Below are 24,956 nucleotides of genomic sequence, written 5' to 3'. Positions count from 1 at the left end.
CCTCACTGCGTTACTTCGTTGTTGCGCCGCCGAGTACGGTTTGCGGCTGCCATTTGCCGTCGACGACTTTATAAACGGTAAAGGTTGGCGATTTCAGGTTGCCCTCTTTATCAAAGGCGATTTGTCCGGTCACGCCGGCGTAGTTAATGGCGCGCAGGGTGGGCAGATAGTCGGCAGGGTCGACGGAGTCGGCTTTTTCCATCGCCGCGACCAGCACGCGGGTAGCGTCATAGGCGAACGGCGCGTGCAGTTCGATATGGGTGTGATAGCGCGACTGGTAGGCCTGCTCGAAGGCTTTACCGCCCGGCATTTGCTCGACCGGCAGTCCCGGCTCCAGCGCCACCACGCCGTCGCCCTCTTTTTGCGCCAGCTGGAGGAAGGTCTGGCTAACGAAGCCGCCTGCGCCCATCAGGGTGGCATTCATACCCAGCTGTTTGATGCGGCGCGCCAGCGGGGCGGCCTGGCTATCGACGCCGCCAAAGAAAATCAGGTCGGCGTTTTTGCTGCGGATCGCGGTCAGCACGGCGCTGAAGTCGACGGTTTTGTCATCGACGTACTGACGGTCGACGATGTTGATTCCCTGCGCTTCCAGCGACTTAATAAACTCATCCGCCAGCCCCTGGCCGAAGGCGGTACGGTCATCGATGACCGCGATGCGTTTGGCCTTAAGGGTTTGTACCGCGTACTGTCCGGCAAACTGCCCGCCGTCATCGTCGTGGCCCATCACGCGGAAGCTGGTGTCGAAGCCCTGTTTGGTGTAGGCGTGCCCGGTGGCGACCGGCGCGACCTGGGCGATGCCCGCATCGTGATAAACCCGCGCAGCGGGAATGCTGGTGCCGGTGTTCCAGTGGCCGACGACGCCCGCGACCCCGCTATCCACCAGACGCTGGGCGACGGCAACGGCGGTGCGTGGGTCGGACTGATCGTCTTCCGATTGCAGCTTGAAGGTTACCGCCTTGCCGCCGATGGTCGGGTGCTGCTTGTTGATATCGTCAATCGCCAGCTGCGCGCCGTTTTCCAGATCCTTGCCGATACGCGCGGAAGGGCCGGTGAGCGGGCCAGCCAGGCCGATAATAACGGTTTCGCTGGCCGCGGACCACGCGGCGGATGAGGCAAAACCACTGAGCAGAATAGCGGCGCTGAGCGCGCTGATTTTTACGGTTTTCATTGTTTTTCCCTGATGCTGGTTGGTGTGTTAAACGGGCATTTCGCCCAAATAAATCTGTGCTATACGATCGTCGGCCAGCAGCGTCTGCGACGGACCGCGCTCGACGATGCTGCCGCTATCCATTACCCAGGCGCTGTCGGTCGCCTCCAGCGCCAGGCGTGCGTTCTGCTCGATCAGCAGCAGCGCGACGCCGCGCTGGCGCAGGGTGGCGATAACGCGAAAAATGTTCTCGACCATCAGCGGCGCCAGGCCCATTGACGGCTCGTCGAGGATCAGCAGGCGCGGCTGGCTGAGCAGGGCGCGGTTGAGCGCCAGCAGCTGCTGTTCACCGCCGCCGCGTCGCGTCGGAGCCAGGCGCCCATTTGCAGGTTTTCCAGCACCGTCATGCGCGCAAAGATGCCGCGTCCTTCCGGCACCATCACGAGTCCTTCGCGCAACAGGGATTCGGCCCGACGTTTGCGGATCGGCTTGCCGTTAAACAGAATTTCGCCGCGAAAGGGTTCCAGCCCGGTAATGGCGCGGACGGTGGAGCTTTTGCCCGCGCCGTTGGCGCCGATAAGCGTGGTCTGCTCGCCCTCTTTCACGCTGAATGAGACGTCGCGCACCGCCTGGATGCCGCCGTAGTGGACGCTAAGCTGGTTAACGGTTAATAAATCAGACATGGACATTGCCTCCCAGCCAGGCGGCGATCACCGCCGGATCGCGGCGTACGGTATCCGGCGTGCCGCTGGTTAACGTTTTGCCGTAATCCAGCACCATCAGGCGATCGCAGATCCCCATCACCAGCTTGACGTCATGCTCAATCATCAGCAGCGTTTTGCCGTCGTCGCGAATGCGCAGCAGCAGTTCGCCAAGGGCCATCTTCTCGGCGGCGTTCATCCCGGCCGCCGGTTCATCCAGCGCCAGCAGGCGCGGTTCGGTGGCCAGCGCGCGGGCAATCTCCAGCCGCCGCTGGTGGCCGTAGGCGAGGTCGCAGGCGCGATAGTGGGCGAACTGCGCGATGCCGGTATAGTCCAGCAGGTGCCAGGCCAGCTCGCGGGTTTGCGTCTCCTCGGCGCGGGCGCGTTTATGACGGGAGATCGCGGCCCACAGGCCGTTGCGGGTGCGGACGTGGCGGCCCACCATGACGTTTTCCAGTACCGACATGTCGTTAAACAGCCGCACGTTCTGGAAGGTGCGGGCGATGCCCGCGGCGGTCACTTTCTCAATATTGTTCGGAGAATAGGCTTCGCCGCCGATAGCGAACTCGCCGCTGTCCGCCGGGTAGAGCCCGGTAATCAGGTTAAAGCAGGTGGTTTTCCCCGCGCCGTTGGGGCCGATCAGGCCGTAGATTTCACCCTGATTAATGCTCAGCGATACGTTGTCGACCGCCGTCAGACCGCCGAAACGCTTCGTCATATGGCGTACGCTTAGCAGGCTCATGCTTTCGCTCCTTGATGTCGCGCGGGCCAGATGCCCTGCGGGCGCAGCAGCATGACCAGCACTAGCGCCAGGCCGTAGAACAGCTGGCGCAGCACTTCCGGGTCAATCAGCACTTCGCCAAACAGCGCCTGCTGTACCGGCGCCGCCTGGCTGCGCAGCAGCTCCGGCAGCGCGGTCAGCAGCACCGCGCCGAGGATCACGCCGGGGATATGCCCCATCCCGCCCAGCACCACCATCGCCAGGACCGCAATCGACTCCTGCAGGGTAAAAGATTCCGGCGAAACGAAGCCCTGAAATGCGCCGAACAGGGCGCCCGCCACGCCGCCGAATGAGGCGCCGATAGCGAAAGCCAGCAGTTTGTAGTTACGCAGGTTGATGCCCATCGCGCGGGCGACGTCTTCATCCTCGCGGATGGCGTGCCAGGCCCGGCCAATGCGCGAATGCTGCAGCCGCAGGCAGACGAAAATAATCGCCACAATCACCAGCATCAGCAGGTAGTACCACAGCCACAGCGCCGGGACTTTAAAGCCAAACCAGTGATAAACGCCGCTAAACTTGAGGCCGAACAGATTCAGCGAATCGACCCCGGAAATGCCTTTTGCGCCGTTGGTGATGTTGACCGGACGGTCGAGGTTGCGCATCAGGATGCGGATAATTTCGCCGAACCCGAGGGTGACGATGGCCAGATAGTCGCCGCGCAGCTTCAGCGTCGGCGCGCCCAGCACGATACCGCAGCCTGCCGCCACCAGCGCGGCGAGCGGAATAATCACCAGCCAGGAGGTGTGCAGGCCGTCCGGAAACCAACTATTTAAAATCGGGAAGACGTCCAGCAGATGCGGTGAGGCCAGCAGCGCCGCCAGATACGCGCCGACGGCGTAAAAGGCGATAAAGCCCATATCCAGCAGGCCGGTATAGCCGACCACAATATTCAGCCCCAGCGCCAGCATAACGTAGAGCAGGGCGAAGTCGATGACCCGCACCCAGTAGTTGCCGCCGAGCTGGCTGGCGACCATCGGCGCTACCAGCAGCGCGCAGACCAATAGGGTCATCCCGGACCAGAAGCGGCGGGAAACGACAGGCGTATCGAGTTGTGCCGTTGTCATGATTTTTCTCCTAAGCCCGGTGCGCGACGCGTTCGCCGAGCAAACCGGCAGGGCGGAAGACCAGCACCAGGATCAGCACCATAAAGGCGAAAATATCCTGATAGTTGCTGCCGAAGACGCCGTGGGTCAGGTCGCCGAGATAGCCTGCGCCAAGGGATTCGATAAGGCCCAGCAGCAGGCCGCCGATCATCGCGCCGCGAATATTGCCGATGCCGCCGAGCACCGCGGCGGTAAAGGCTTTAATGCCGGGCAGAAAGCCCATGGAGAAGCTGGCATTACCGTAGTTGCTGGCCATCATGACGCCAGCCAGCGCGGCGAATATGCCGCCGATGGCGAAAGTGAGGGCGATAATTGCGTTAGGGTTAACGCCCATTAGCGTGGCGATGCGCGGATTTTCCGCTACCGCGCGCATACCGCGACCTAAACGGGTGTACTCCACCAGCAGCCACAGGCCAAGCATCACCGCGAAGGCCAGCGCGACGGTGACGATACCGGTGACGGTAACGAGAGCCGGTGGATGCGCTGCGCTGCCGTGGGTCACGGCGATCGCATCCATTGGCAGGATCTGCGGGAACATCAGCGGATTGCGCGACCAGACGATCATCGCCACGGTTTGCAGCAGCACCGAGACGCCGATCCCGGAGATCAGCGGCGCCAGGCGCGGGGCGTTGCGCAGGCGGCGGTAGGCAAAGCGTTCGACCGCCATCGCCAGCAGGGCGCAGACCGTCATGGCCAGCAGCAGCGCCAGCCCGAGCTGCGCCAGCGGTGGCAGAGTAGGGAAATGCGCGTTCAGGGCGTGCATCCCGGAAAGGGTGGTCAACGCGCCGACCATCAGAATGTCGCCATGGGCAAAGTTAATAATGCGCAGGATGCCGTACACCATGGTATAGCCGAGCGCGATCAGGGCGTAGATGCTGCCGAGCATGACCCCGTTGATGATTTGTTGTATGAGTGTGTCCAACTGATTGTTCCGACAAGATGCTCAAATAATAGCTACCATCCAACAAATGAATTAAATTGTAAAATACGCATATATTCTTTCTTATTATAAATGTGTGGTTAACTATCCTTATGATTTTAAATATAATTTAATAACTCGCCGGATAGCGTAATGCGCTAAGAAAATCAACATATGAAAAAAACAGAACAATCAGAAGCGCCGGTTAGCTGGTCGGAGAGTACGTTGGCCAACGATCCGCCGCTGCGGGCGGTGCGCGCCTTCGAGGCGATCGCACGCCTGGGCAGCGTGACCCTGGCGGCGCAGGAGCTGGCGATATCGCCTTCTGCGGTCAGTCATCAGCTTAAGGTGCTGGAGGGCTATTTGCAGATCCCGCTCACCGAACGGCAGGGGCGGCGGCTGACTCTCAGCCAGCAGGGGCGGGAGTATTATCGCTCGATCCGCGCGGCGTTTAACGTGCTGCGTCAGGCCACCGAGCATCTGGTCGAGCAGGTGCAAACCCAGCAGGTGACGATCAGCCTGATCCCGCTGTTTGGCATGGGCTGGTTTATTCCCCGCCTGCCGTCGTTCGTGCACGCGAACCCGCATACCGAAATCAACGTGGTTTATGCTAACCACCGCAACTATCTTAGCGACGCTTCCGATATGTCGATCCGCTTTGGCAACGGTCACTGGGTGGGCTATCAAAGCGAAAAGCTGATTTCCGGCAAAATGGTGCCGGTATGCAGCCAGGCCTTTTTGCGCCTGCACGGGCATATTGATACCCCGGAACAGCTGTTGCAGATGCCGCTGCTGCACGATGAGGAGCGCACGACCTGGAATCAGTGGTTTGTGCAGCAGGGCGTGAAGCGCCCGCCGCGCTCGACCGGGCCGCTGTTTGAGGATGGCCTGTTGACCCTGGCTGGCGTACAGGCCGGGCTGGGCTGCGCGCTCATGCGCGAGCCGCTGATCGCTCCCTATCTGAAGCGCGGTGAGCTGGTGAAAATCTTCGATGCGGCAATTGATGATGGCCGGGATTATTATCTCTGCGTGCGTCAGGATAGCGAGATGACCCCCAACGGTAAGCTATTGCAGAGCTGGCTACGCCAGCAGGCCCTCGGTTGATATTTACTTAAGAATTTACTTAATCCAGTTCACACTTTTGTTCGGTCGCCATTGTCATTACGCAGGGGCGCTTAGATAATCCGCCGAAATAACCCATTTTTATGATGGCGTGCTACTGCGAAAGCAGGCAAGACCAAAATAGAAATGCTCTCCCGCCAAGGGGAGCGTCTCTGTTTTGGTCTTTTTTTTTGCCCCAACACCAGGGAACACTATGAACTATAACGAAACAGCAGACAAAATCCTCCACGCGGTGGGCGGTGCGGAAAATATCCGCATGCTCACCCATTGCGCGACCCGGCTGCGCATGGAGTTCAATGACCGCGCAAAGGTTAACGATGCGCAGATTGGCTCCCTCCCCGGCGTGATCAGCGTGGTGGAGAAGGGCGGCCAGTTCCAGATTGTGATCGGCAACGAGGTGCAGCAGGTTTACCGGCGGCTTAATAAGGCGCTGCCGGAGAAGAAAGGCCCGGCAGGCGGCGATAAAAACGCGAAGCCGGCCGGCATCGTCGCCCGGATTATCAGCGTCATTTCGACCACCTTTACCCCGGTGATCCCGGCGATTACCGGCGCGGGGATGATTAAAGCGCTGCTGGCCATTCTCAAGCTCACGGGGGTGATTAGCGAAACCAGCTCGACGTATCAGCTGCTGAATATTATTGCCGACGCCGCCTTCTTCTTCCTGCCGGTGCTGCTGGCCTACGGCGCGTCGCTGAAGTTTGAATGCAATCCGATTCTGGCGATGACCCTCGCGGGCGTGCTGCTGCATCCGGGCATCGGCCAGATGCTGGCGGCCGGTAAAGCGGTCGATTTTGTCGGCATCAACGTCCTGCTTTCCGATTACGCCGGTTCGGTGCTGCCGATTATTCTGACCGTGTGGCTGATGTCGTGGGTGGAGCGCTTTGCCGAAAAAGTGTCGCCATCGATTATCAAGTTTTTCGTTAAGCCGATGCTGATTCTGCTGATTACCGCGCCGCTGGCGCTGGTGGTGGTCGGCCCGGCGGGCATTTTGCTTAACGATCTGGTCGCCGCCGGGGCGGGCGCTATCGACCGCCACGCCAGCTGGTTAATCCCGATGCTGATGGGCACCCTGCAGCCCTTCCTGATCATTACCGGCACCGCCTGGGCGATGACGCCGATCGCCACCGGTCAGCTGAGTAAAAGCGGTTACGAGATGATTAACGGCCCGGGGATGCTGGCATCAAACGTGGCGATGGGGGCGGCGACGCTGTGCGTGGCGCTGAAAACCAAAAATAGCAACCTGCGCCAGCTGGCCTCTTCGTCGGGCTTTACCGCGCTGCTGGGGATCACCGAACCGGCGCTGTACGGGGTGCTGCTCAAGTTCCGCCGGGTGCTGATTGCCGCGATGATCGGCGGCGGCTGCGCCGGGGTCTACGCCGGGGTGAGCGGGCTGGTGCGCTACGCGTTTGTCTCGCCAGGCCTCGCTGCGCTGCCGGCGTTTATCGGCGAAAACCCGATGAACATCGTCCATGCGCTGGTGACCTGCGCGATTTCCATCGTGGTGACCTTTACCCTGACCTGGTTTATCGCTTTTAAAGACGTTCCTGAGGAACAAGACGCGGTGAGCGAGACGCCGCAGCCTGCGGTCAGCCCGACAAGCGAGGGGGAGACGGAAGTCTTCAGCCCGCTGCGCGGCCAGGTGGTGGCGCTCAGCGACGTGAACGACGACGTCTTTTCCGGCGGCCTGCTGGGCGAGGGGCTGGCGATTCGTCCCGAAGAAGGGGTACTGCGCGCGCCGTTTAGCGGCACGGTAATGATGTTTCTGCCCTCCTGCCACGCCGTTGGCCTGCAGAGCGACAGCGGTCTTGAGCTGCTGATCCATATCGGTATCGACACCGTCAATCTTAACGGCCAGCACTTTAGCTCTACGCTGAAGGTGGGTGATAAGGTGGAAGCGGGACAGGCGCTGATCCGCTTTGATATTCCCGCCATCGAACAGGCCGGATACGACCTGATTACCCCGGTGATTGTGGTCAACGGCGACGCGCAGCGCGCTCTGCGCCTCACCGCCGCCGCGCAGGTGGATTACGGCGAACCCCTGATGGTGCAATCCGCTAAGGAGGCGCAGGTATGATTTATCAACAGCAGGCCCGGTTCCCGGACGGTTTTCTGTGGGGCGCCTCCACCTCGGCCTATCAGGTTGAGGGCGCGTGGAATGAAGACGGTAAAGGGCCGTCGGTGGTCGACATGCTCAGCCATCCGCCGGGAACGGCGGACTTCCGCATCGCCAGCGACCACTATCACTGGGTGGAGGAGGACGTCGCGCTGATGGCGCAGATGGGGCTGAAGGCCTACCGTTTTTCGGTGGCCTGGTCGCGGGTGATACCTGACGGCGATGGCCCGGTGAATCCGGATGGGCTGGCCTTTTATCACCGCCTGATCGACGCCCTGACGCGCCACGGGATCACCCCCATCGTGACGCTCTACCACTTCGATCTGCCGTGGGCGCTGGAGCTAAAAGGCGGCTGGCTGAACCGCAAAACCGGGGAGGCATTCGTGCGCTATGCCAGGCTGCTGTTCAGCGAATTTGCCGCCAAAGTTCCGCTCTGGCTGACCATCAACGAACAGAACACCATGATTCTGCATCCCGGCGCGATTGGCGTGCCCGCCGATCGTGAACTGCCGGATAAGAAGGCGCTGTACCAGCAGAATCATCATATGATGCTGGCCCAGGCGCAGATCTTCGCCCTGTGCCACCGTGAGTTCCCCGGGCTGCGCATCGGCCCGGCGATAAACACCACGTCGATGTACGCCGAAAGCTGTAAGCCGGAGGACGCCATCGCCGCGCATAACTGGGAGACGCTGCGCTGCTGGAGCTTTTTGGATGTTGCGGTGCATGGGCGCTACAACGCCCTGGCGTGGGCCTATATGCAGGATCGCGGCCTTGCGCCAGAGGTGCAGCCGGAAGATGCGCTGATTTTGCAGCAGGGGAGGCCGGACTTTATCGCCATTAACTACTACTCGACCGCCACCATTGCCGCCAGCCGGGGCGACGGCGGCGACGTTGCGCCCCGCGCGGGCGATCAGCAAATTATGCTGGGCGAAGAGGGGGTTTATCGTCCGGCGGAAAATCCGTGGGTTGGCAAAACCCCCTACGGCTGGGTTGTTGACCCGGTGGGGCTGCGCCTGACGCTGCGTAAAGTGTGCGAGCGCTACGGTCTGCCGATTCTGATTAGCGAAAACGGGATGGGCGCGCCGGACAAACTGGAGCATGACGGGACGGTAAATGACGACTATCGCATCGCCTTCCTCGACGCGCATATCGAGCAGATGCGGCTGGCGATAGCCGACGGCGTCGAGCTGATGGGTTACTGCCCGTGGGCGGCGATTGACGTGGTCAGCACTCACCAGGGATACGCCAAGCGCTACGGTTTTATTTATGTCGATCGCGGCGAGGATGACCTGAAGCGCCTGCAAAGGATCCGCAAACGCAGCTTCTGGTGGTATAAGGATGTCATCGCGCAGAACGGCAACCACGACGAGTCGCAGAGATGATTGTTCAGAAGGTGCTCAATAATAGCCTCGTGCTCTCTATGGATGACGATAACAGGGAGGTTATCGTCATGGGGAAAGGCATTGGTTTCAATAGCAGACCCGGGGACGAGATCGCCCCGGAGAAGATAGAGAAGCTGTTCGTGACCCAGACGCTCGGCGCGCGCAGCGGCTATCTTGAGGCGCTCTCCGCCATTCCGGATGAGGTCATCGAAATGGCGGCGATGATTATTTCCCGCGCCAATCTGCAGCTCGCCGGCAAGGTTCGCGAGCAGATTTTCTTTACCCTCGCCGACCACCTGACCTTTGCCATCGAGCGCAGCCGTAAAGGGATCGCCATTCAAAATCGCCTGCTGCCGGAAGTCAGGCGTTTTTATCCGCAGCAATTCCGCGTCGCCAGCGAGGCGGTGACGATTATTCGTCAGCAGTACGGGATCGAACTACCGGAGGAGGAAGCCGGGAATATCGCCTTTCATCTGGTAAACGGCCAGAGCGAGGGCGACGACGTGGCGCAGACCATGCAGTCGGTGAAAATGCTGAAGGATATTTTTAATCTCGTGCAGTACCACTTTAAGCAGCAGATAGACACCGAATCGATAAACTACTCGCGCTTTCTGGTCCATATGCAGTTTTTCCTCCAGCGTTTACAGGAGGGGGAGCTGGACGGCGCGCGGGACAGTTTTCTGCTGGTGCAGGTGATTAAGGCGTATCCGGACGCATACCGCTGCGCGCTGCTAATCCGCGATTACGTCAAAGCCCAGCTCGATATCACCCTCGGCGGTAACGAGCTGCTGTGGCTCACCGTTCATCTGGTGCGGATCGCGGGACTGGATGCGTGAATCACCGATGCCGAAACTGCAGCGTCGCCGGCAGGTAGCGCTGTAGCGGCTCAGGCGTATTGCCGTCAATCAGCTGGCTGATTAAATCGTAGCAGTGCCAGGCCAGCTGGCGGTTGTCCTGCTGGACGGTATCAATACGCAGCGACAGCGAATCGTAGAGATAGTGATCGTCAAAACTTGCCAGGTGGATGTCTGAATCCAGTAAATGGTGCTGGCTCATATAGCGCAGCACCCCTTCCAGCAGACCACAGGCGGCGGTAAACAGCGCCTTTGGCGGCCGGCCCAGACGCGCGCAGAGGGCGGCGAACATCTCATAGCCGGAGCTGGGGTGATAGTTGCCGTTGATCACCCACTCCGGGCGCAGCGCAATGCCCGCCTGAGTCAGACCCTGCGTAAACCCGGCCAGGCGATCGCGGGAGGGCGACAGACGCGGCTGGCCGCCTAAAAACCAGAACTCATCGTGATGCTGAGGCGCGATGCGGGAAATCAGCTCCGCCGTCGGGGTAATCGAATCGGTCATCACCAGCGGCAGCGCGCTTTCAGTAGGACAGCGATCAAACAGCACCACCGGTAGCTGTTCGCTGAGCTTCAGGTAGTCGGCATCGCTATGCATACAGGAGGCGACGATCAGGCCGTCGACCTGGCGGGCAATCATGTTATTGACCACCATGCTCTCCTGACCGGGGTTTTCGTCGGTACAGGAGATCAGCAGCTGGACGCCCGCTTCGCGGCACAGCATCTCCAGCTCATGGGAAAAGACCGCAAAGCCGTAGTTGGTGATCTCCGGCACCACCAGGCCGATGGTGTGGCTGCGGTTATCGCGCAGCGAGCGGGCGTGAATGCTCGGCTGATAGTGCTGCTCGCGGGCAATCGCCAGCACGCGCTCGCGCGTTTCCTGCGCCACGCGCAGCTCCTTGCCACGACCGTTCAGCACCAGGCTGGCGGTCGCTTTGGAAACGCCCGCCAGTTCGGCGATATCTTTAATGGTTACGCGTTTGGTTTTCATTACGACGCCATGAGCCTGAAAGCAAAACGCTTATTCTATCATGCATGTTCGCAGCGGCCAGTAGCAGAATGCATCCGGCGCGCTGCCGGAGAAAATCAGCTGCGCCGGATAATCCGGGAAGCAGCGGCTGCTCATCACCCCCTCGCCGTCGTTGATGAAAAACTCCACGCTCGACCGATCGATGAAAATCCGCAGCGAGCGCACCTCGCCGCGCCAGTAGCGATAGTGCATTTCATCGCTGGCGAGGCTGCGTCGCGCCAGACGGATACCGCTGGCGTCGCGCTCCAGGGTTAACGCGCCGCCGAAATCAAGGCTTAGCGCGTCGTCGCCGGCGGTTTGCAGCGCGATTTCCATCGGCGCCAGCGGCAGTGCGTTCCCCTGCCAGCCGTGCGCCTCCCCGCGCAGGGCGGTCAGCTCGCGCAGCGGACGCTGGTAGAGCCGGCCGTCGATAAATTCCAGTTCGCGCAGGCAGGTCATCTGGTGGATCCAGCCGCTGGCAAGCGTCGGCTGAAGCATCTCTTCACCGTCCGGGACGCCCATCCAGCCGACCAGCAGGCGGCGGCCATCGCTGGTGTGCATGGTTTGCGGGGCATAAAACTCAAACCCGGCGTCCAGCTCGTGCAGCTCGCCGTGTTTGAACGCGGCGCGGTGGTCGTCGAAACTACCGGCCATCCACACCGCCGGATAGGTATTGAGGAAGCGCTCTTCTTCGCGGGCAATCCCCTGCGGGCAGCAGATCAGAATATGCTGGTCGCCGAGCGGAAACAGATCCGGACACTCCCACATATAGCCCGCGTCGCTCAGGCCGTTAATGCCGTAGCCGGCGATTTCGCCCTCGCTGCGCCACTGATGAAGGTCCGGGGAGCTGAACAGCAGCACCTTACCGCGCTTTTGCCGATCCTGCGCTCCCAGTACCATGTACCAGCGGTCTTTATGCCGCCAGACCTTCGGGTCGCGCACGTGGCCGGTATAGCCCTCCGGCAGCGGCAGGACCGGACCGATTTTGCGGAAGGTACCGTCGGCGTTTTCCGTCGCCAGGCACTGCCACGCGGTTCGGCCGCCGTCGTCAAACTTCACGTTGCCGGTATAGCACAGGGTGAGCGTACCGTTGTTATCCACCGCGCTACCGGAGTAGCAGCCGTTGCGGTCGTACTCTTCATCCGGCATCAGCGCAATAGGCTCATGCCGCCAGCGCAGCAGATCCTCTGAACTCCAGTGCGCCCAGCACTTGAACTTATGATCGCAGGCGAGCGGGTTCCACTGGTAGAACAGATGATAGCGCCCGGCAAACTCGACAAAGCCGTTGGGGTCGTTCATCAGCCCGGTCACCGGCGCATGGTGCCAGCGTGGATAATGGCTATCGGCCAGCGCGCGCGGCTGGCCCTGCATAACGGCCTGCAAAATCGCAGGCAGACGTGATGGTAGTGACATTATTCAGCGTCCGTTTTGTATTTCAGCAGCAGAGAGACGACGAAAGCGACGCCAAAGGCGATGACCATGCCGATAATGTAGTTCAGCAGCGAGCTGGCCTGCACGATGGCCATGCCGGGAATCGCCGTCAGGCCGACTGCGGTCATATAGACGTGCACTGACACGACCCACGCGCCGCCCGCCGCGCCGCCGATCAGCGCCGCGATAAACGGCTTCATGAAGCGTAAGTTGATACCAAAAATCGCCGCCTCGGTGATGCCCAGCATAGCGGAAAACGCCGAGGGCAGCGCAATGGCCTTGATTTTGACGTCTTTGGTTTTAAACCATACCGCCAGGCAGGCGCCGCCCTGGGCGACGTTGGCCATGGACCAGATCGGCAGCAGGAAGTTGACCCCGATGGACGGGTTGCCCAGCAGTCCGGCTTCGATGGCGTGGAAGCTGTGGTGAATACCGGTAATGACGATAACCGAATAGAGACCGCCAAACAGCAGCCCGGCGAGCCAGCCGGCGTGGCTAATCAGAGTGCTGAGGACAAACGAAATGCCGTCGCCGAGCGCGCGACCGGCCGGGCCGATAATCAGCAGGGCGATAAAACCGGAAATAATCACCGTCAGGAACGGCGTCAGGATCAGGTCCAGGGCATCGGGGATCGCGCGGCGCAGCTGCTTCTCAACGATGCTCATAAACCACACCGCCAGCAGCACCGGGAACACCGTCCCCTGATAGCCGATCATGGCGATTTCGAGGCCGAAGAAGTTCATGGTATGGAAACCGGCGGCCACGCCCCAGGCGTTAGTCAGCGCCGGGTGGGTCAGAATGCCGCCGAGCGTCGCGCCGAGATAGGGGTTACCGCCGAATTCGCGGGCCGCGGTAAAGCCAATCAGGATCGGCAGAATGATAAACGCCGCCGAACTGCACATATCCAGCATGATGTAGAGGGCGTTGCTCGGGTCAACCCAGCCGTAGGTTTTGACCATCCCCAGCAGGCCCATCAGCAGGCCGGAGGCGACGATAGCCGGGATAATCGGTACGAAGATGTTCGACAGCAGGCGCGCGATGCGCTGGAAAGGATTAAGCTTTTTCGCCGCGATGTCGGCGGCCTCCGATTTGCTGGATTCGCTAATACCAGCCGCCTGAATAAAGGCGGCGTAGACTTTATTCACCACCCCGGTGCCGAAAATAATCTGCATCTGCCCGGCATTGCGGAAACAGCCCTTAACCCCTTCAATTTTGCCGATAGCCTGCTGGTCGGCCAGCGCGTCATCGACCAGCACCAAGCGCAGGCGCGTGGCGCAGTGCGCGGCGCTGGCGATATTTTCCTTGCCTCCCAGAAGCGGAAGCAGCGAGCGGGAAATCTGTTCAAAATCCATAGTACCCTCTGAATGCGTAAAAAAATTCGTGTTGTCGTCCCGCGTTAACGGGGGCGCAGTCTCTGCGTCGTTATTGTGTCCGGGGCGACGAAAGGCGCGTCGTCGCCCCGGAGGGCCTGTCGTCAGGCATTCACCGTCAGAACCAGGTTTCCATCTGCATACCGAACGACCATTCGCCGCCCGAGGTAAAACCATTGCTGCCCAGCGCGTCATCGCTGGCGTAATTATTCAGTTTTTTGCTCCAGTCCATCCACGAGGTGTAAAGGCGGATTTCAGGGCGGCTGAAGAAATCACCGATGCTGCCGACCTTAAATGTCGGGGCGAAGGTGAGCTTGTAGAAGCTACCGTTTACCGCATGACGATCGTTATAACCTTCGGGTTTGAGATCCATATACTGGTAGCTGCCTTCGTAAGCGAGAGCGAAGTTCTGGTTGATCTCCTGGATCAGGCGCATGTTGAGCGTGGCCCACTGATAGCTGTCGCCATCGGCATAACGGCCTTTACTGCTTTGCGCCAGGATCGCCGGGGCGATAGACCAGTTTTCGCTGAGCGGGGTGGTGCCATAGCTGGCGAAGCGCCAGGTGTTGGCTCCCGACCGTAGCGCGCCGTCAGAGCCGATACCTTTAACTTCCGCGCCCAGGCCGTGACCGTAGAGCAGGGCGGTTTTGCTGGTGCCTTCACGCAGACCGTAAAAACTGTCGTTGTGCAGGCCGAGCAGCGTATGTACCCCGGTATTTGCCGCATCGCCTTTGACCGGGTTACCGTTGGTATCCTGACGGTCGTCGTTGTCTTTTGCCCGCATCCCGCTGACCATCACCTGCACCGGACCGATGAAGTTGTTCATGCTGAGGATATAGTTCTGCACGCTGTTGCTCGAGTCAGCAATATCGCCGAAATTGCGCCCGTAAAGCGAGAGGTTGCTGCGGATGCTGTCGTTCCACCTGACGTCGTAAATACCGCCGCCGGTACCGGCGAGGAACACAACGTCAGAGTCAATCCAGTGAATATCAAAGTTGTCGCGGTCGAAGCGTTTCCCGGCCCACAGGGTGGAGCCTTTAAACGCCCCTGTGAAGGTGGGCAAGTTGCCCAGTTCGACAAAGGCCTGACGAACGTTCAAATCGCTGCTGCTTGCCGTCCAGTCGTTATAAGTGGTTTGTCCGTCGGCGACCATCACTTTGAAACGGGTCGTCGCGCCATTATCCAGGGTCTGCTTATGTTCAAGGTTCATTTCAACATAGGTATCGGCCTGGTTTCCCAGACGACCGATAGCCCCGCCGGTTTCCCCCGCTGGCGTCATGTAGGCGCCGGATTTGGTGCTGGCGGCGGAATCATTCATTATCACGCCGGAGCGGGCGTAGCCGTGAAACTCAAAGCCGCTTTTCTCATCGGCCTTCTTCTCGAGTTTGGCGGTACGTTGAACCACTTCCTGCGTCGTGTCCTGATTTTTCTGCTGCTGCGCGGTGAGCTGCTGGACCTGTTTCTCCGCCGACTCGGCGCGGTTTTCCGCAGTTTGCGCCCGGTTTTCCGCCTCCTGCAGGCGTTTTTCCAGGGCGATCAAACGGGCTTCGATCGTGCTGAGATCCGTTTGCGCGTGGGCTGAGGCGGCGCCGGTTAGCAAAGCGATAAGGACGGCGAGTGTGCTTTTTTTATACATGCTGGTTGCATCCCGAAAGGAAAATGTAAAATGTTGTTTTTTGCTAAACCGGTTTAGGCGCTATGTTAAGCATGACCCTTAACATTTTGAAATGGATTTTGCTAAACCGGTTTAATAAATGTGATGGATGCAACAAAGTGGGCCGCGCGCGGCGGCCTGAAGGATCAAAACTGGCGATTAAGATCGCACTGGTATGGCAGGGCGGTCATGGCGCCTTTCGCCGTTGTCGCCAGGGCGCCGCAGGTTTGCGCCAGCGTGAGCGTCGGTTCCAGCGCAGCGATATCCGTCGGCATCCCGTTGGCAGCAAGGCTTGCGAGCAGTCCGGCGACAAATGCGTCGCCCGCGCCGGTGGTGTCCACGCTGACAACGGGCTTGGCGCTGAAATGGGTAAACTGCTGCTGAAAGGCGGCAAGTACGCCGGCTTTGCCCTGGGTCACCAGCAGCAGTTCAGGCTGATAGCGTTCGGTCACACTGGCGATTCCGTAGGCTAAATCATCACTGCCGCTGATGAATACCAGCTCCTCTTCCGACAGCTTCACCACGTTGGCCATGCGCAGGGCGCGATCGAGGCAGGCGTGCAGCAGCTCCTGATCCTGCCAGAGGTCCGGGCGGATATTGGGGTCAAAGCTGACCCGGCCGCCGGCATGTTTGATGCTTTCCATCGCCGAGAAGGTGGTGCTGCGGCTGGGCTCGGCGCTGAGCGCGATGGAGCAGACGTGCAGCCACTGGTTGGCGGTAAACTGCGGCAGGTCTTCTTCCGCCAGAAACAGGTCCGCGCTGGGGCGCACCATAAAGGTAAAGGTACGTTCCCCCTGATCGTCCAGGTCGACCACCACGGTGGAGGTACGGTGCTGGCCGTCGAGGCGCATATGGCTGACGTCGACCTGCTCCTGTTGCAGGGTATGGCGCATAAAGCGGCCAAACGGATCGTCGCCGACGCGGCCGATAAATCCGCTGTCGCCGCCAAGGCGGGCGATACCGACCGCCACGTTAGCCGGGGCGCCGCCGGGGCAGCGCAGCAGGCGGCCTTCGCTCTCCGGCAGCAGGTCCACTACCGCGTCTCCCAGAACCCAAACTTTTGCATTCATGTTGAAAATTCTCCATAGCTAAACTTAATTAAACCGGTTTAGCACATTAAAGCATAGCGACAGAATGAGGGGAACGTCACGGGCGGAAAAGTGCCAATCAGGGCATAAAAACGTGAGCTGGTTAGCAAAAGAGCGATGATTCGGCCAGGCGGGAGGGGCTTCCGGTGGCGGCGGGCGAGATGGCGGCATAACGCGGTAGGCCGGAGAGGCGCAGCGCGCCGCCTCCGGAAAAGCCCTGGAGAGAGGGGATCTCAGGGCTTGATGTTCAACGCCGCAGCCGCTTAAGCCCCCGCCGCCAGACCGTCGATAATCACCTGCATCACCCCCTGAGAACAGGGCTCGATGCGCCCGCGCACGCCGTAAACCGCCGCCAGAGCCTGCGGGGTAATCACCTCGGCCGGCGCGCCGTCCCCCAGCAGTTGTCCCTCTTTCAACATCAGCACGTGATCCGCGTGGCGCAGGGCGATATTGATGTCGTGAACCACCACCAGCGTGATGATGTTGCGCCTCTGCGTCTCCTCACGCACCAGATCCATCACGTGGAACTGATAGTTTAAATCCAGCGCGCTAAGGGGCTCATCCAGCAGCAGCAGGGCTGGCTGACGGATAAGCGATTGCGCCAGGCCGACGAGCTGCTTCTGCCCGCCGGATAGCCGGTCGAGGTAGCTCAGCGCCAGATGTTCAATGCCTAGCTGGCGCAGCAGCGACATCACCTGCGCCTGATTTTCCGGGCTGTGCGCTCCTCCGGCGGCGCGTTGAGCGACAATAATCGACTCCAGCACCCGCAAGTGCACGCCGGCGGGCAGCGTCTGCGGCAGGTAGACCACTTTTTCCGCACGCCGGGCAAAGGGGAGGGCAAGCAGATTCTCACCGTCCAGCGACAGCTCGCCCGCGGACGGCCCCAGCCCGGCCATCGCCCGCATCAGGGTGGATTTTCCGCTGCCGTTGGGGCCGAGCAGCGCGGTGATTTTACCGCGCTGCAGCCGCGGTACCGTCAGGTCGCGGATCACCTGACGTCTGGGATAACCGGCGCTGAAATGGGTCAGCGCCAGTCCGGATACAATATGGCTCATACGTGCCCCCGATGGCGCAAAATGATGCTCAGGAAAAAAGGCACCCCCACCAGCGAGGTGACGATACCCACCGGAATCACTGCGCCGGGAATCAGGTTTTTTGCCGCAACCGAAGCCAGCGACAGGACGAGGGCGCCGATTAACGCGCTGGCCGGCAGGTAAAAGCGGTGATCTTCGCCGAAAACCAGCCTGGCGATATGCGGCGCCACCAGGCCGATAAAACCGATTGGGCCAACGAACGCCACCGAAATCGCCGACAGAACGCTGATGCGCAGCAGGGTGGTCAGGCGCAGGCGGCGCACGTTGATGCCGAAGCTGACGGCCCGGTCCTCGCCGAGGCGCAGCGCGGTCAGCTTCCACGCGCTGCGCATTGATAGCGGCATGACGACCGCCAGTATCGCAAGCAGGATCCCCACCTTTTGCCATGAAGCGCGGTCAATGCTGCCCATCGTCCAGAACACCAGCCCCTGGAGGGTATCTTCGTTGGCGACAAACTGCAGCATCGATACCAGCGCATTGAAGGTAAACACCAGCGCGATCCCGAACAGAATGACGCCGGAGGTGGCGACCTGGGTCCAGCGCGTAATACCGTCCAGCAGCAGCGCCGCCAGCAGAGCGAAGATAAAAGCGTTGGCCGAGACAAACCACTGGCCGGGAATGCCGGGAATCCCTATCCCCAGCACGATAGCCAGCGCCGCGCCGAATGCCGCCGCCGAGGAGACGCCGAGCGTAAACGGGCTCGCCAGCGGATTGTTAAGGATGGTCTGCATTTCCGCCCCGGCGAGGCCGAGAGCCAGGCCGACGACGATCGCCATCAGCGCATAGGGCATGCGGATATCCCAGACGATCGCCCGCGTCCCGGCGCTGGCGCTGGCCGGGTCGGTAAGGGTTTGCCAAAGCGCCTGCAGCGACAGGCCGGATGGCCCCATCACGAAGTCGAGCAGCAGCGAGGCGACAATCAACAGCGTCAGCAGCAGCAGCATGATGGCGCGGCGGCGCACAATGTGACGGTAGTTTGCCATTACGTCACGGCTATCGACGCCGAACGCGACGATATCGGATTCAGGAGAGAGACTCATGGCTAATTACTCACCTTGTTGCCAGGAAAAAACAAACGGCAGATCGGGAAGGGTGGTGAAATGACGGACAATGTAGTGCCAGCTATTGTCAGGGTTGAGGTCGCTGAAGGTCTGGGGATAGATATCCTTCGCCAGATACGCCATACCGACGATATTCCACGGATGGTTGTAGAAGTGGTGGTAAATGCCGTAAGCGCGTTTTGCTTCAATCGTCGGGATGTTGCTCACGCCGGTGCGCGATAGCAGCCGCTCCGCCTGGCGATTGACCTCCTGAGGATCGGCCTGTAAACCGAGCGGCAGCACCTGGCTATTCCCGCGTTTTGAACCGGTCATAATATAGGCATCCGGCTTCATGCTAATCACTTTTTCCAGCGACACAAAGCCGGAAGCGCCCGGCAGCAGCTGCGAGCCGATATTGTTCGCGCCGACGGCTTCGACCAGACCGCCCCAGCCGTTGTGGCCGTGGGTAAAGCAGCAGGCATCGCTATTACCCGCCAGCGCCTCGACAAAAACGTTAGCCTTTGGCGTGATGTTCGCGGTTTTCTGGCGGATGGCGTCCAGCTGCTGACGGTAATAGTCGGTATAGGCTTTGGCGTTTTCTTCACGGTTAAGGACTTTCCCCAGCAGATCGATACTCGGGGCGGTGTCTTTGCCGGGGTTGATTTCATAATCGACGAACAGCACGGGAATATTCAGCGCGCTGAGCTTGCTGATGACACCGCTCTCCTCCAGCGCGGGCTTCGCGCGAAGCTGGGCGATCATCAGGTCCGGCTGGCGGGAAATGACGCTCTCAAGGTCAACGTTGCCCTTATCGCTAAAGCCCATATCGAGGATCTGAGCGGATTGCGGCCACTTCTCTTGCAGCATTTTCCAGGTATTGATGTCCTGTTTTCTGGCCAGGTTATTCCATGCCACGACGCGCCTGAAGGGGTTGTCGCGGTCGAGCAGGGCCATGGCCATAATATCGCGACCATCCTGCAGGATAATGCGCTGTGGCTCATGCTGGAGCGTAATCGCGCGGCCGTCGAGATCGGTGACGGTGAGCGGATATTGCGCGGCAAAGCTACAGAGAGGAGTGGAAATCAGGGCAGTAAGGATGAACGAACCTACTGATTTTCTTGCCATAATATGCGTTCCGTTTGCTAATTTATAAATATAATGATTCTGAGAATTATTCTCGTGTAAACATAAACGGCAAGTATATCAACGGCAAATGACTTAAAATGTAACAAATTTGTTGGAATTTATTCGCGCATTCAGAAGCGGGACGCGGCAGACCAAAAGTCGATAGAAAAGTCCGAAATCAGTTTTAAGAACAATCCCTAAAGCCAGGCGGTAAAATCTTGTGCCATGCTAAATGCGACTCATAACATTAAGTTCGTTAGCGAGAGAGGACATTATGAAAAAAGCAATGATTGCGTTATCTGCGATTCTGGTAGCAGCTCCTGTTTTTGCTGCAACAACGACACACGCAACCGACGATACCGTCGCGGCGGCCCATGAAGGGGCGAACACCGCGAAAGAAAAACTGCACGAGGCCCAGCACCAGGGTGAAGAGCAGCAGCTGAAAGCCAAACACGCGGCAGAAGGCAAAAGCGACAGCGTAGGCAGCGAAGTTAGCGAAGGCGCGCAGAAAACCTGGAATAAGACCAAAGAAGGGACTGAGAAGGGCTGGAACGCGACTAAAGAAGGCACCGAAAAAGGCTGGAATAAGACCAAAGAGGTCAGCAAAGAAGGCTGGGATAAAACCAAGCAGGGTGCCCAAGAGCTAAAAACCAAAGTCACTGAGTAATCTCTGGCTATTTTCTAAAAAAGGTCGCGAAAGCGGCCTTTTTTGTTATTTGGTGCGCTTTGTTCAGCGTCGGGATAATATTTTAAAAACGTTATCATGCTCTCTCCCTGGATTTTTAGCCGCACAGCGGCGGCGAATTTATAAGTCCCCGGGAGCACCGGTCGCCAGGTGAACGGGGGGAATGCATGCAGCCAGGACATGCGCCTTAAAAGATGAAAGGTATAAGCCAGGAATTGTCCTGGTTATATTGTTACTCACTATTCCTCCACATTTTCCCGGTACAAAGGAAATATATCAGGAGGTGTATTATGAAAAAGATTCTTTCACTGGCGATTATTCTATCTTGTGCTTTGACTTCCGTCTCCTGGGCGGATGGCCCTGGCGGCAACAACCGCGGTCAGCAGCAGGTCTGGCAGCAAGACGCCGGCCGCGGCGGCCCGGACGGCAACCGTCAGCAGGGGCCGGGCAAGGGGCCGCAGGCCAACAATCATCAGGGTAACGACGATAACCGTGGCCCGTCGCGCGGTGATAAGGGGCCGCAGGGTAACCCTCATCAGGAGCGCCATGAGCGGGACCATTTCGCGTGGAACGGCCATGATTTTCGCAAAGGTCAGCCGGCTCCGGAACGTTATCGCGGCAATGATTACCGGATAAACGACTGGAACGATCGCGGATTACCGGCACCGCCGCACGGGCAGCACTGGTCCTATATTGACGGTAACTATGTGCTGATTGCCGCCGCGACCGGGATTATTACGTCGATCCTGATTAACGGCGCGCTGAGCCACTAACCTTTTCTGCTTTAACCTCGCAACCGCCTCCTCCGGAGGCGGTGCTGTGCACCTGTTCGCGCTACCGATTTCCGCGTCTGAGGGACGGTAGTCCGGCCAGCCTGGCGCTATTGGGCACTGCCCACCCGCCCCTGTTCTCACATCAAATCCGCTTAAAAACCGCAAAGTTGAAAATATCATCCTTGCGCCTCTTCTTTGATGTTTTATCTGCTTATTTAGGCTTTATAAATGAGTATTGTGCTTCATGGTTAATAAAAGGCAGAGAATGTAAGACGTTTCCTGGTTCAGGTGATAGTAAAACTCGTCCGCTTCGCCGTTAAATCGCTATGAATAAATCAGATGAAAACCCCGCGCGGAATAAGAAATCCTGCTTGCAATAAACCCTTAGCACGTTAAGTTATTAAAGCTTAGCACCTGATTCTATATCCCGGAGACCGGCATGACCGACTGTGTAATTCCTGAAATTAAAGCCACCGAAGATGAAATGATTGCGATCCGTCATTATTTACACGCCCATCCGGAATTAAGCCTGGAAGAGTTTAATACCAGCGAGCTGGTGGCCGGAAAACTGACCGAGTGGGGCTATACGGTGACGCGCGGGCTGGCGAAAACCGGGGTGGTAGGAACGTTAAGCAAGGGCGATTCGCCGCGTACTATCGGCCTGCGCGCCGACATGGACGCGCTGCCGATTTTCGAAGCGACCGATCTCCCCTGGGCCAGCACCGTGGCCGGAAAAATGCACGCCTGCGGCCACGACGGCCACACCACCATTCTGCTGGCGGCGGCGAAATATATCGCCTCGCCGGCCTGCCAGTTCAACGGCACGGTACACCTGATTTTCCAGCCCGCGGAAGAAGCGATCGGCGGCGCGGATTTAATGATCAAAGACGGCCTGTTTGAGCGCTTTCCCTGCGAGCGCATCTTCGGCCTGCATAATATGCCGGGCCTGCCGGTGGGGAAAATCGGCTTTTACGCCGGGAATTTTATGGCCTCGGCGGATACGGTAAAAATCACCATTACCGGCTACGGCGGCCACGGCGCGCATCCCGAGCGCACCGTCGATCCCATTGTTACCGGCGCGGCGCTGGTAATGAATCTGCAAAGCATCGTTGCGCGTAACGTACCGCCGGGCGAAACCGCGGTGGTGAGCGTCGGCACCTTCCAGGCGGGTATCGCCTCCAACGTCATCCCTGAGAACGTGGTGATGGAGCTGAGCGTGCGGGCGATGAAGCCGGAAATTCGCGACCTGCTGATTAAGCGGATCAAGGAGCTCGCTGATTTTACCGCCAAAAGCTACGGCGCCAGCAGCGAGGTAGCGGTTTTTGACTCCTATCCGGTACTGACCAACAGCGTCGAAGAGACCGAATTCGCCAAAGCGCTGGCGCTGGACGTCTTTGGCGAGGAGGGCGTGCTGGAATCCATTTCGCCGATGAACGCCAGCGAAGATTTCGCCTTTATGCTCCAGCAGCGCCCCGGCTGCTACTTCCTGCTGGGCAATGGCGAGAAAGGCGGGAAGGGCAGCTGTATGGTGCACAACCCCGGCTATGACTTTAATGATGACATTATTTCTACCGGCGCGACGCTGTTCGCCCGGTTAGTTGAAACACACTGCCGTTGATCTCTGGAGTCCGTAAATAATGAAAAAATCTCTTCTGCTGTGGGTCGCGCTGATGGCCTCAACTTCAGCCCTGGCCGCAGAAAATAAGGAAATTCGCTTTGGCGTCGATCCGACTTTCGCGCCGTTTGAATGGAAAGATCCGCAGGGTAAGCTGGCGGGTTTTGATATTGACCTCGGCAACGCGATTTGCGCCCAGCTGCAGGCGAAGTGCGTGTGGGTGGAAAGCAACTTCGACGGCATTATTCCGGCGCTGAAGGCGCGTAAGTTCGACGCGATCCTCTCCGGCATGTATATGACCGAGAAGCGTAAAGAGCAGATCGGCTTTAGCGACAAGCTGTACAACGGCCCGGTGTTCCTCGTGGCGCGTAAAAACACCCTGGCCGGGAATACCGTCGAGCAGCTGAAGGGCAAAACCATCGGCGTAGAGCAGGGCTCGGCGCAGGAGACTTACGTTAACCAGCACTGGCGCACGGCCGGGATCAATATCGTCGCCTATCAGGGGGCGGATCGCGTGGTTCAGGATCTGGAGTCCGGGCGTATTGACGGCGCGGTGCTTTCCGGGATGATGGCCGACTACAGCTTCCTGCAGCAGCCGCAGGGTAAAGATTTTGCGTTCGTTGGCGGCCACCTGAAGGACGACAAGCTGTTCGGCGCCGGCGCGGCGATTGGCCTGCGCAAAGAGGACGATGCTCTGCGCCAGGAGATAAACGGCGCGATTGCCACTATTCTCGCCGACGGCACCTATAAAAAGTTAGCCGGGAAATATTTTAGCTTTGACGTCTATTCCGGGACATAATGTTGTTATGCATTCAGCGGGCACGGATAGCCCGCTTCAAGCTTCCTTTTCTTACTATCCCGTAATTGTCCTTTTCTGGCCCTCACGGCGTTCCGAAGGATACTGAATATAAGCGATAAGGAGTGAACGGCATGATGACACGTCCCTTGGGCAAAACCGGATTTTCCATCGCCCCGCTGGTGTTTGGCGGTAACGTTTTTGGCTGGACCATCGATGAAAAAACCAGTTTTGCCATTCTTGATGCGTTTATAGACCACGGCTTCGATGCTATCGACACGGCGGATGTCTACTCCCGCTGGGCGGATGGCAACCAGGGCGGCGAGTCTGAAACCATTATCGGCCGCTGGCTACAGGCGCGGCCAGGCATGCGCGATAAGGTAAAGCTCTTCACCAAAGTGGGTTCCGATTTAGGCCTTCCCGGTCATAAAGGGTTGAAAAAAGCCTGGATCCAGCAGGCGGTGGACGACTCCCTGCGACGCCTGAATACCGATTATATTGACCTCTATTTCGCCCACTGGCCGGACCCGGAAACGCCGGTCGCCGAAACCCTCGACGCCTTCCATGCCCTACAGCAGGCGGGGAAAATCCGCGCCATGGGCGCCTCGAACCTCGATGCGCAGCAGCTTTCAGGCGCGCTGGAGGTGTCGCGTAAAAGCGGCCTGCCGGCCTGGCAGGTGCTGCAGCCGGAATACAATCTTTATCATCGCTCGGCTTTTGAGGGCGCGCTCTGCGACCTGTGCATCAGCCGCGATATCGGCGTGGTGACCTACTACAGCCTGGCGTCCGGCTTCCTGACCGGCAAATACCGCCAGCAGTCCGACCTGGCGCAAAGCCAGCGCGGGGGCGGTATCGGCAAATATCTCAATCCTCGCGGGCTGCGTATTGTCGATACCCTGGTTGAAGTGGCGGAGCAAAGCGGCGCTAAACCTGCCGAAGTCGCGCTGGCCTGGCTGATGAGCCGCGACGGCGTGACGGCGCCCATCGCCAGCGCCACCAGCCTCGCTCAGGTGGAGAGCTTTGCTCGCGCCGCCGCGCTGAGCCTGAGCGCCGGGCAGCTGGCGCGTCTGGATACCGCCAGCGCGTAGTGATTGAGGCCGGAGCCTGTCGGGTTCCGGCCTTTTGTCTCTCCGCGTTTTGCTGCGCGCGCTTCCTCA

At 59.3% G+C, this 24,956-nt stretch carries 21 protein-coding genes and 1 pseudogene; 9 read left to right on the top strand and 13 right to left on the bottom strand.

Annotated features, from left to right (window positions below):
• Positions 1-10 precede the first annotated feature (10 nt).
• The 5 genes and pseudogenes from ACESQ2_RS00515 to ACESQ2_RS00495 form a co-directional block, all read right to left on the bottom strand.
• Positions 11-1,168, bottom strand: coding sequence for a branched-chain amino acid ABC transporter substrate-binding protein (locus ACESQ2_RS00515; protein WP_122117660.1), 1,158 nt, complete (start codon positions 1,166-1,168; stop codon positions 11-13).
• A gap of 27 nt (positions 1,169-1,195) precedes the next feature.
• A pseudogene (locus ACESQ2_RS00510) lies at positions 1,196-1,830 on the bottom strand (ABC transporter ATP-binding protein).
• Positions 1,823-2,590 (bottom strand): ABC transporter ATP-binding protein, encoded by a 768-nt coding sequence (locus ACESQ2_RS00505; RefSeq protein ID WP_025107103.1) that lies wholly within the window; start codon positions 2,588-2,590, stop codon positions 1,823-1,825. The pseudogene ACESQ2_RS00510 and the gene ACESQ2_RS00505 overlap by 8 nt, the downstream one beginning before the upstream one ends.
• Entirely contained in the window at positions 2,587-3,693 is a 1,107-nt protein-coding gene (locus tag ACESQ2_RS00500) for a branched-chain amino acid ABC transporter permease (protein WP_046876915.1), read from the bottom strand. Before ACESQ2_RS00500 ends, ACESQ2_RS00505 begins: the two co-directional genes overlap by 4 nt.
• A 10-nt stretch (positions 3,694-3,703) precedes the next feature.
• On the bottom strand, positions 3,704-4,654 hold the full coding sequence (locus ACESQ2_RS00495) for a branched-chain amino acid ABC transporter permease (RefSeq protein WP_046876914.1): 951 nt from the start codon (positions 4,652-4,654) through the stop codon (positions 3,704-3,706).
• A gap of 171 nt (positions 4,655-4,825) precedes the next feature.
• Here ACESQ2_RS00495 and ACESQ2_RS00490 point away from each other — a divergent pair, with 171 nt between their 5' ends.
• The 4 genes from ACESQ2_RS00490 (at position 4,826) to licT (ending at position 10,104) form a co-directional block, all read left to right on the top strand.
• Positions 4,826-5,755: a LysR substrate-binding domain-containing protein gene (locus ACESQ2_RS00490; RefSeq protein ID WP_025107100.1), complete on the top strand. Its 930-nt coding sequence runs from the start codon at positions 4,826-4,828 to the stop codon at positions 5,753-5,755.
• Between the two features lie 211 nt (positions 5,756-5,966).
• A complete protein-coding gene (locus ACESQ2_RS00485; RefSeq protein ID WP_046876913.1) occupies positions 5,967-7,847 on the top strand; it encodes a beta-glucoside-specific PTS transporter subunit IIABC in 1,881 nt (626 codons plus the stop codon).
• A complete protein-coding gene (locus ACESQ2_RS00480) occupies positions 7,844-9,268 on the top strand; it encodes a glycoside hydrolase family 1 protein (protein WP_046876912.1) in 1,425 nt (474 codons plus the stop codon). The genes ACESQ2_RS00485 and ACESQ2_RS00480 overlap by 4 nt, the downstream gene beginning before the upstream one ends.
• Positions 9,265-10,104: a BglG family transcription antiterminator LicT gene (gene licT, locus ACESQ2_RS00475; RefSeq protein ID WP_014228254.1), complete on the top strand. Its 840-nt coding sequence runs from the start codon at positions 9,265-9,267 to the stop codon at positions 10,102-10,104. Before ACESQ2_RS00480 ends, licT begins: the two co-directional genes overlap by 4 nt.
• A 1-nt stretch (position 10,105) precedes the next feature.
• Here the strand turns inward: licT and ACESQ2_RS00470 are convergent, their stop codons facing one another.
• The 8 genes from ACESQ2_RS00470 to ACESQ2_RS00435 form a co-directional block, all read right to left on the bottom strand.
• The gene (locus ACESQ2_RS00470; protein WP_032694592.1) at positions 10,106-11,110 is read right to left on the bottom strand and encodes a LacI family DNA-binding transcriptional regulator; all 1,005 of its coding nucleotides are present in this window, start codon (positions 11,108-11,110) and stop codon (positions 10,106-10,108) included.
• 30 nt (positions 11,111-11,140) lie between these two features.
• The gene (locus ACESQ2_RS00465) at positions 11,141-12,541 is read right to left on the bottom strand and encodes a sucrose-6-phosphate hydrolase (protein WP_046876911.1); all 1,401 of its coding nucleotides are present in this window, start codon (positions 12,539-12,541) and stop codon (positions 11,141-11,143) included.
• On the bottom strand, positions 12,541-13,911 hold the full coding sequence (locus ACESQ2_RS00460) for a sucrose-specific PTS transporter subunit IIBC (RefSeq protein ID WP_014837718.1): 1,371 nt from the start codon (positions 13,909-13,911) through the stop codon (positions 12,541-12,543). The genes ACESQ2_RS00465 and ACESQ2_RS00460 overlap by 1 nt, the downstream gene beginning before the upstream one ends.
• 136 nt (positions 13,912-14,047) lie before the next feature.
• Positions 14,048-15,565, bottom strand: coding sequence for a carbohydrate porin (locus tag ACESQ2_RS00455; protein WP_004848527.1), 1,518 nt, complete (start codon positions 15,563-15,565; stop codon positions 14,048-14,050).
• Between the two features lie 164 nt (positions 15,566-15,729).
• The gene (locus tag ACESQ2_RS00450; RefSeq protein WP_046876910.1) at positions 15,730-16,653 is read right to left on the bottom strand and encodes an aminoimidazole riboside kinase; all 924 of its coding nucleotides are present in this window, start codon (positions 16,651-16,653) and stop codon (positions 15,730-15,732) included.
• A gap of 281 nt (positions 16,654-16,934) precedes the next feature.
• Complete coding sequence (locus ACESQ2_RS00445; RefSeq protein ID WP_014837719.1) at positions 16,935-17,726, bottom strand: ABC transporter ATP-binding protein; 792 nt, start codon at positions 17,724-17,726, stop codon at positions 16,935-16,937.
• Entirely contained in the window at positions 17,723-18,805 is a 1,083-nt protein-coding gene (locus tag ACESQ2_RS00440; RefSeq protein ID WP_032748538.1) for an iron ABC transporter permease, read from the bottom strand. Before ACESQ2_RS00440 ends, ACESQ2_RS00445 begins: the two co-directional genes overlap by 4 nt.
• A gap of 6 nt (positions 18,806-18,811) precedes the next feature.
• Positions 18,812-19,930, bottom strand: a complete 1,119-nt coding sequence (locus tag ACESQ2_RS00435; protein WP_373170090.1) for an ABC transporter substrate-binding protein — start codon at positions 19,928-19,930, stop codon at positions 18,812-18,814.
• Positions 19,931-20,204: 274 nt separating this feature from the next.
• Between ACESQ2_RS00435 and ACESQ2_RS00430 the strand changes: the two genes are divergently transcribed.
• From ACESQ2_RS00430 to ACESQ2_RS00410, 5 genes are all read left to right on the top strand, one after another.
• A complete protein-coding gene (locus tag ACESQ2_RS00430; RefSeq protein WP_373170089.1) occupies positions 20,205-20,597 on the top strand; it encodes a hypothetical protein in 393 nt (130 codons plus the stop codon).
• A gap of 308 nt (positions 20,598-20,905) precedes the next feature.
• Positions 20,906-21,388, top strand: coding sequence for an RcnB family protein (locus ACESQ2_RS00425; protein WP_025107092.1), 483 nt, complete (start codon positions 20,906-20,908; stop codon positions 21,386-21,388).
• 439 nt (positions 21,389-21,827) lie between these two features.
• Entirely contained in the window at positions 21,828-23,006 is a 1,179-nt protein-coding gene (locus tag ACESQ2_RS00420; RefSeq protein WP_004848538.1) for a M20 aminoacylase family protein, read from the top strand.
• 19 nt (positions 23,007-23,025) lie between these two features.
• On the top strand, positions 23,026-23,802 hold the full coding sequence (locus ACESQ2_RS00415; protein ID WP_004848539.1) for an ABC transporter substrate-binding protein: 777 nt from the start codon (positions 23,026-23,028) through the stop codon (positions 23,800-23,802).
• 131 nt (positions 23,803-23,933) lie between these two features.
• Complete coding sequence (locus ACESQ2_RS00410) at positions 23,934-24,887, top strand: aldo/keto reductase (RefSeq protein ID WP_014228266.1); 954 nt, start codon at positions 23,934-23,936, stop codon at positions 24,885-24,887.
• Positions 24,888-24,956: the final 69 nt, after the last annotated feature.

The organism is Klebsiella sp. Q11 (assembly GCF_964241505.1).
Taxonomy (GTDB): Bacteria; Pseudomonadota; Gammaproteobacteria; order Enterobacterales; family Enterobacteriaceae; genus Klebsiella; species Klebsiella michiganensis.
This window is presented reverse-complemented; position numbering and strand designations above follow the sequence as displayed.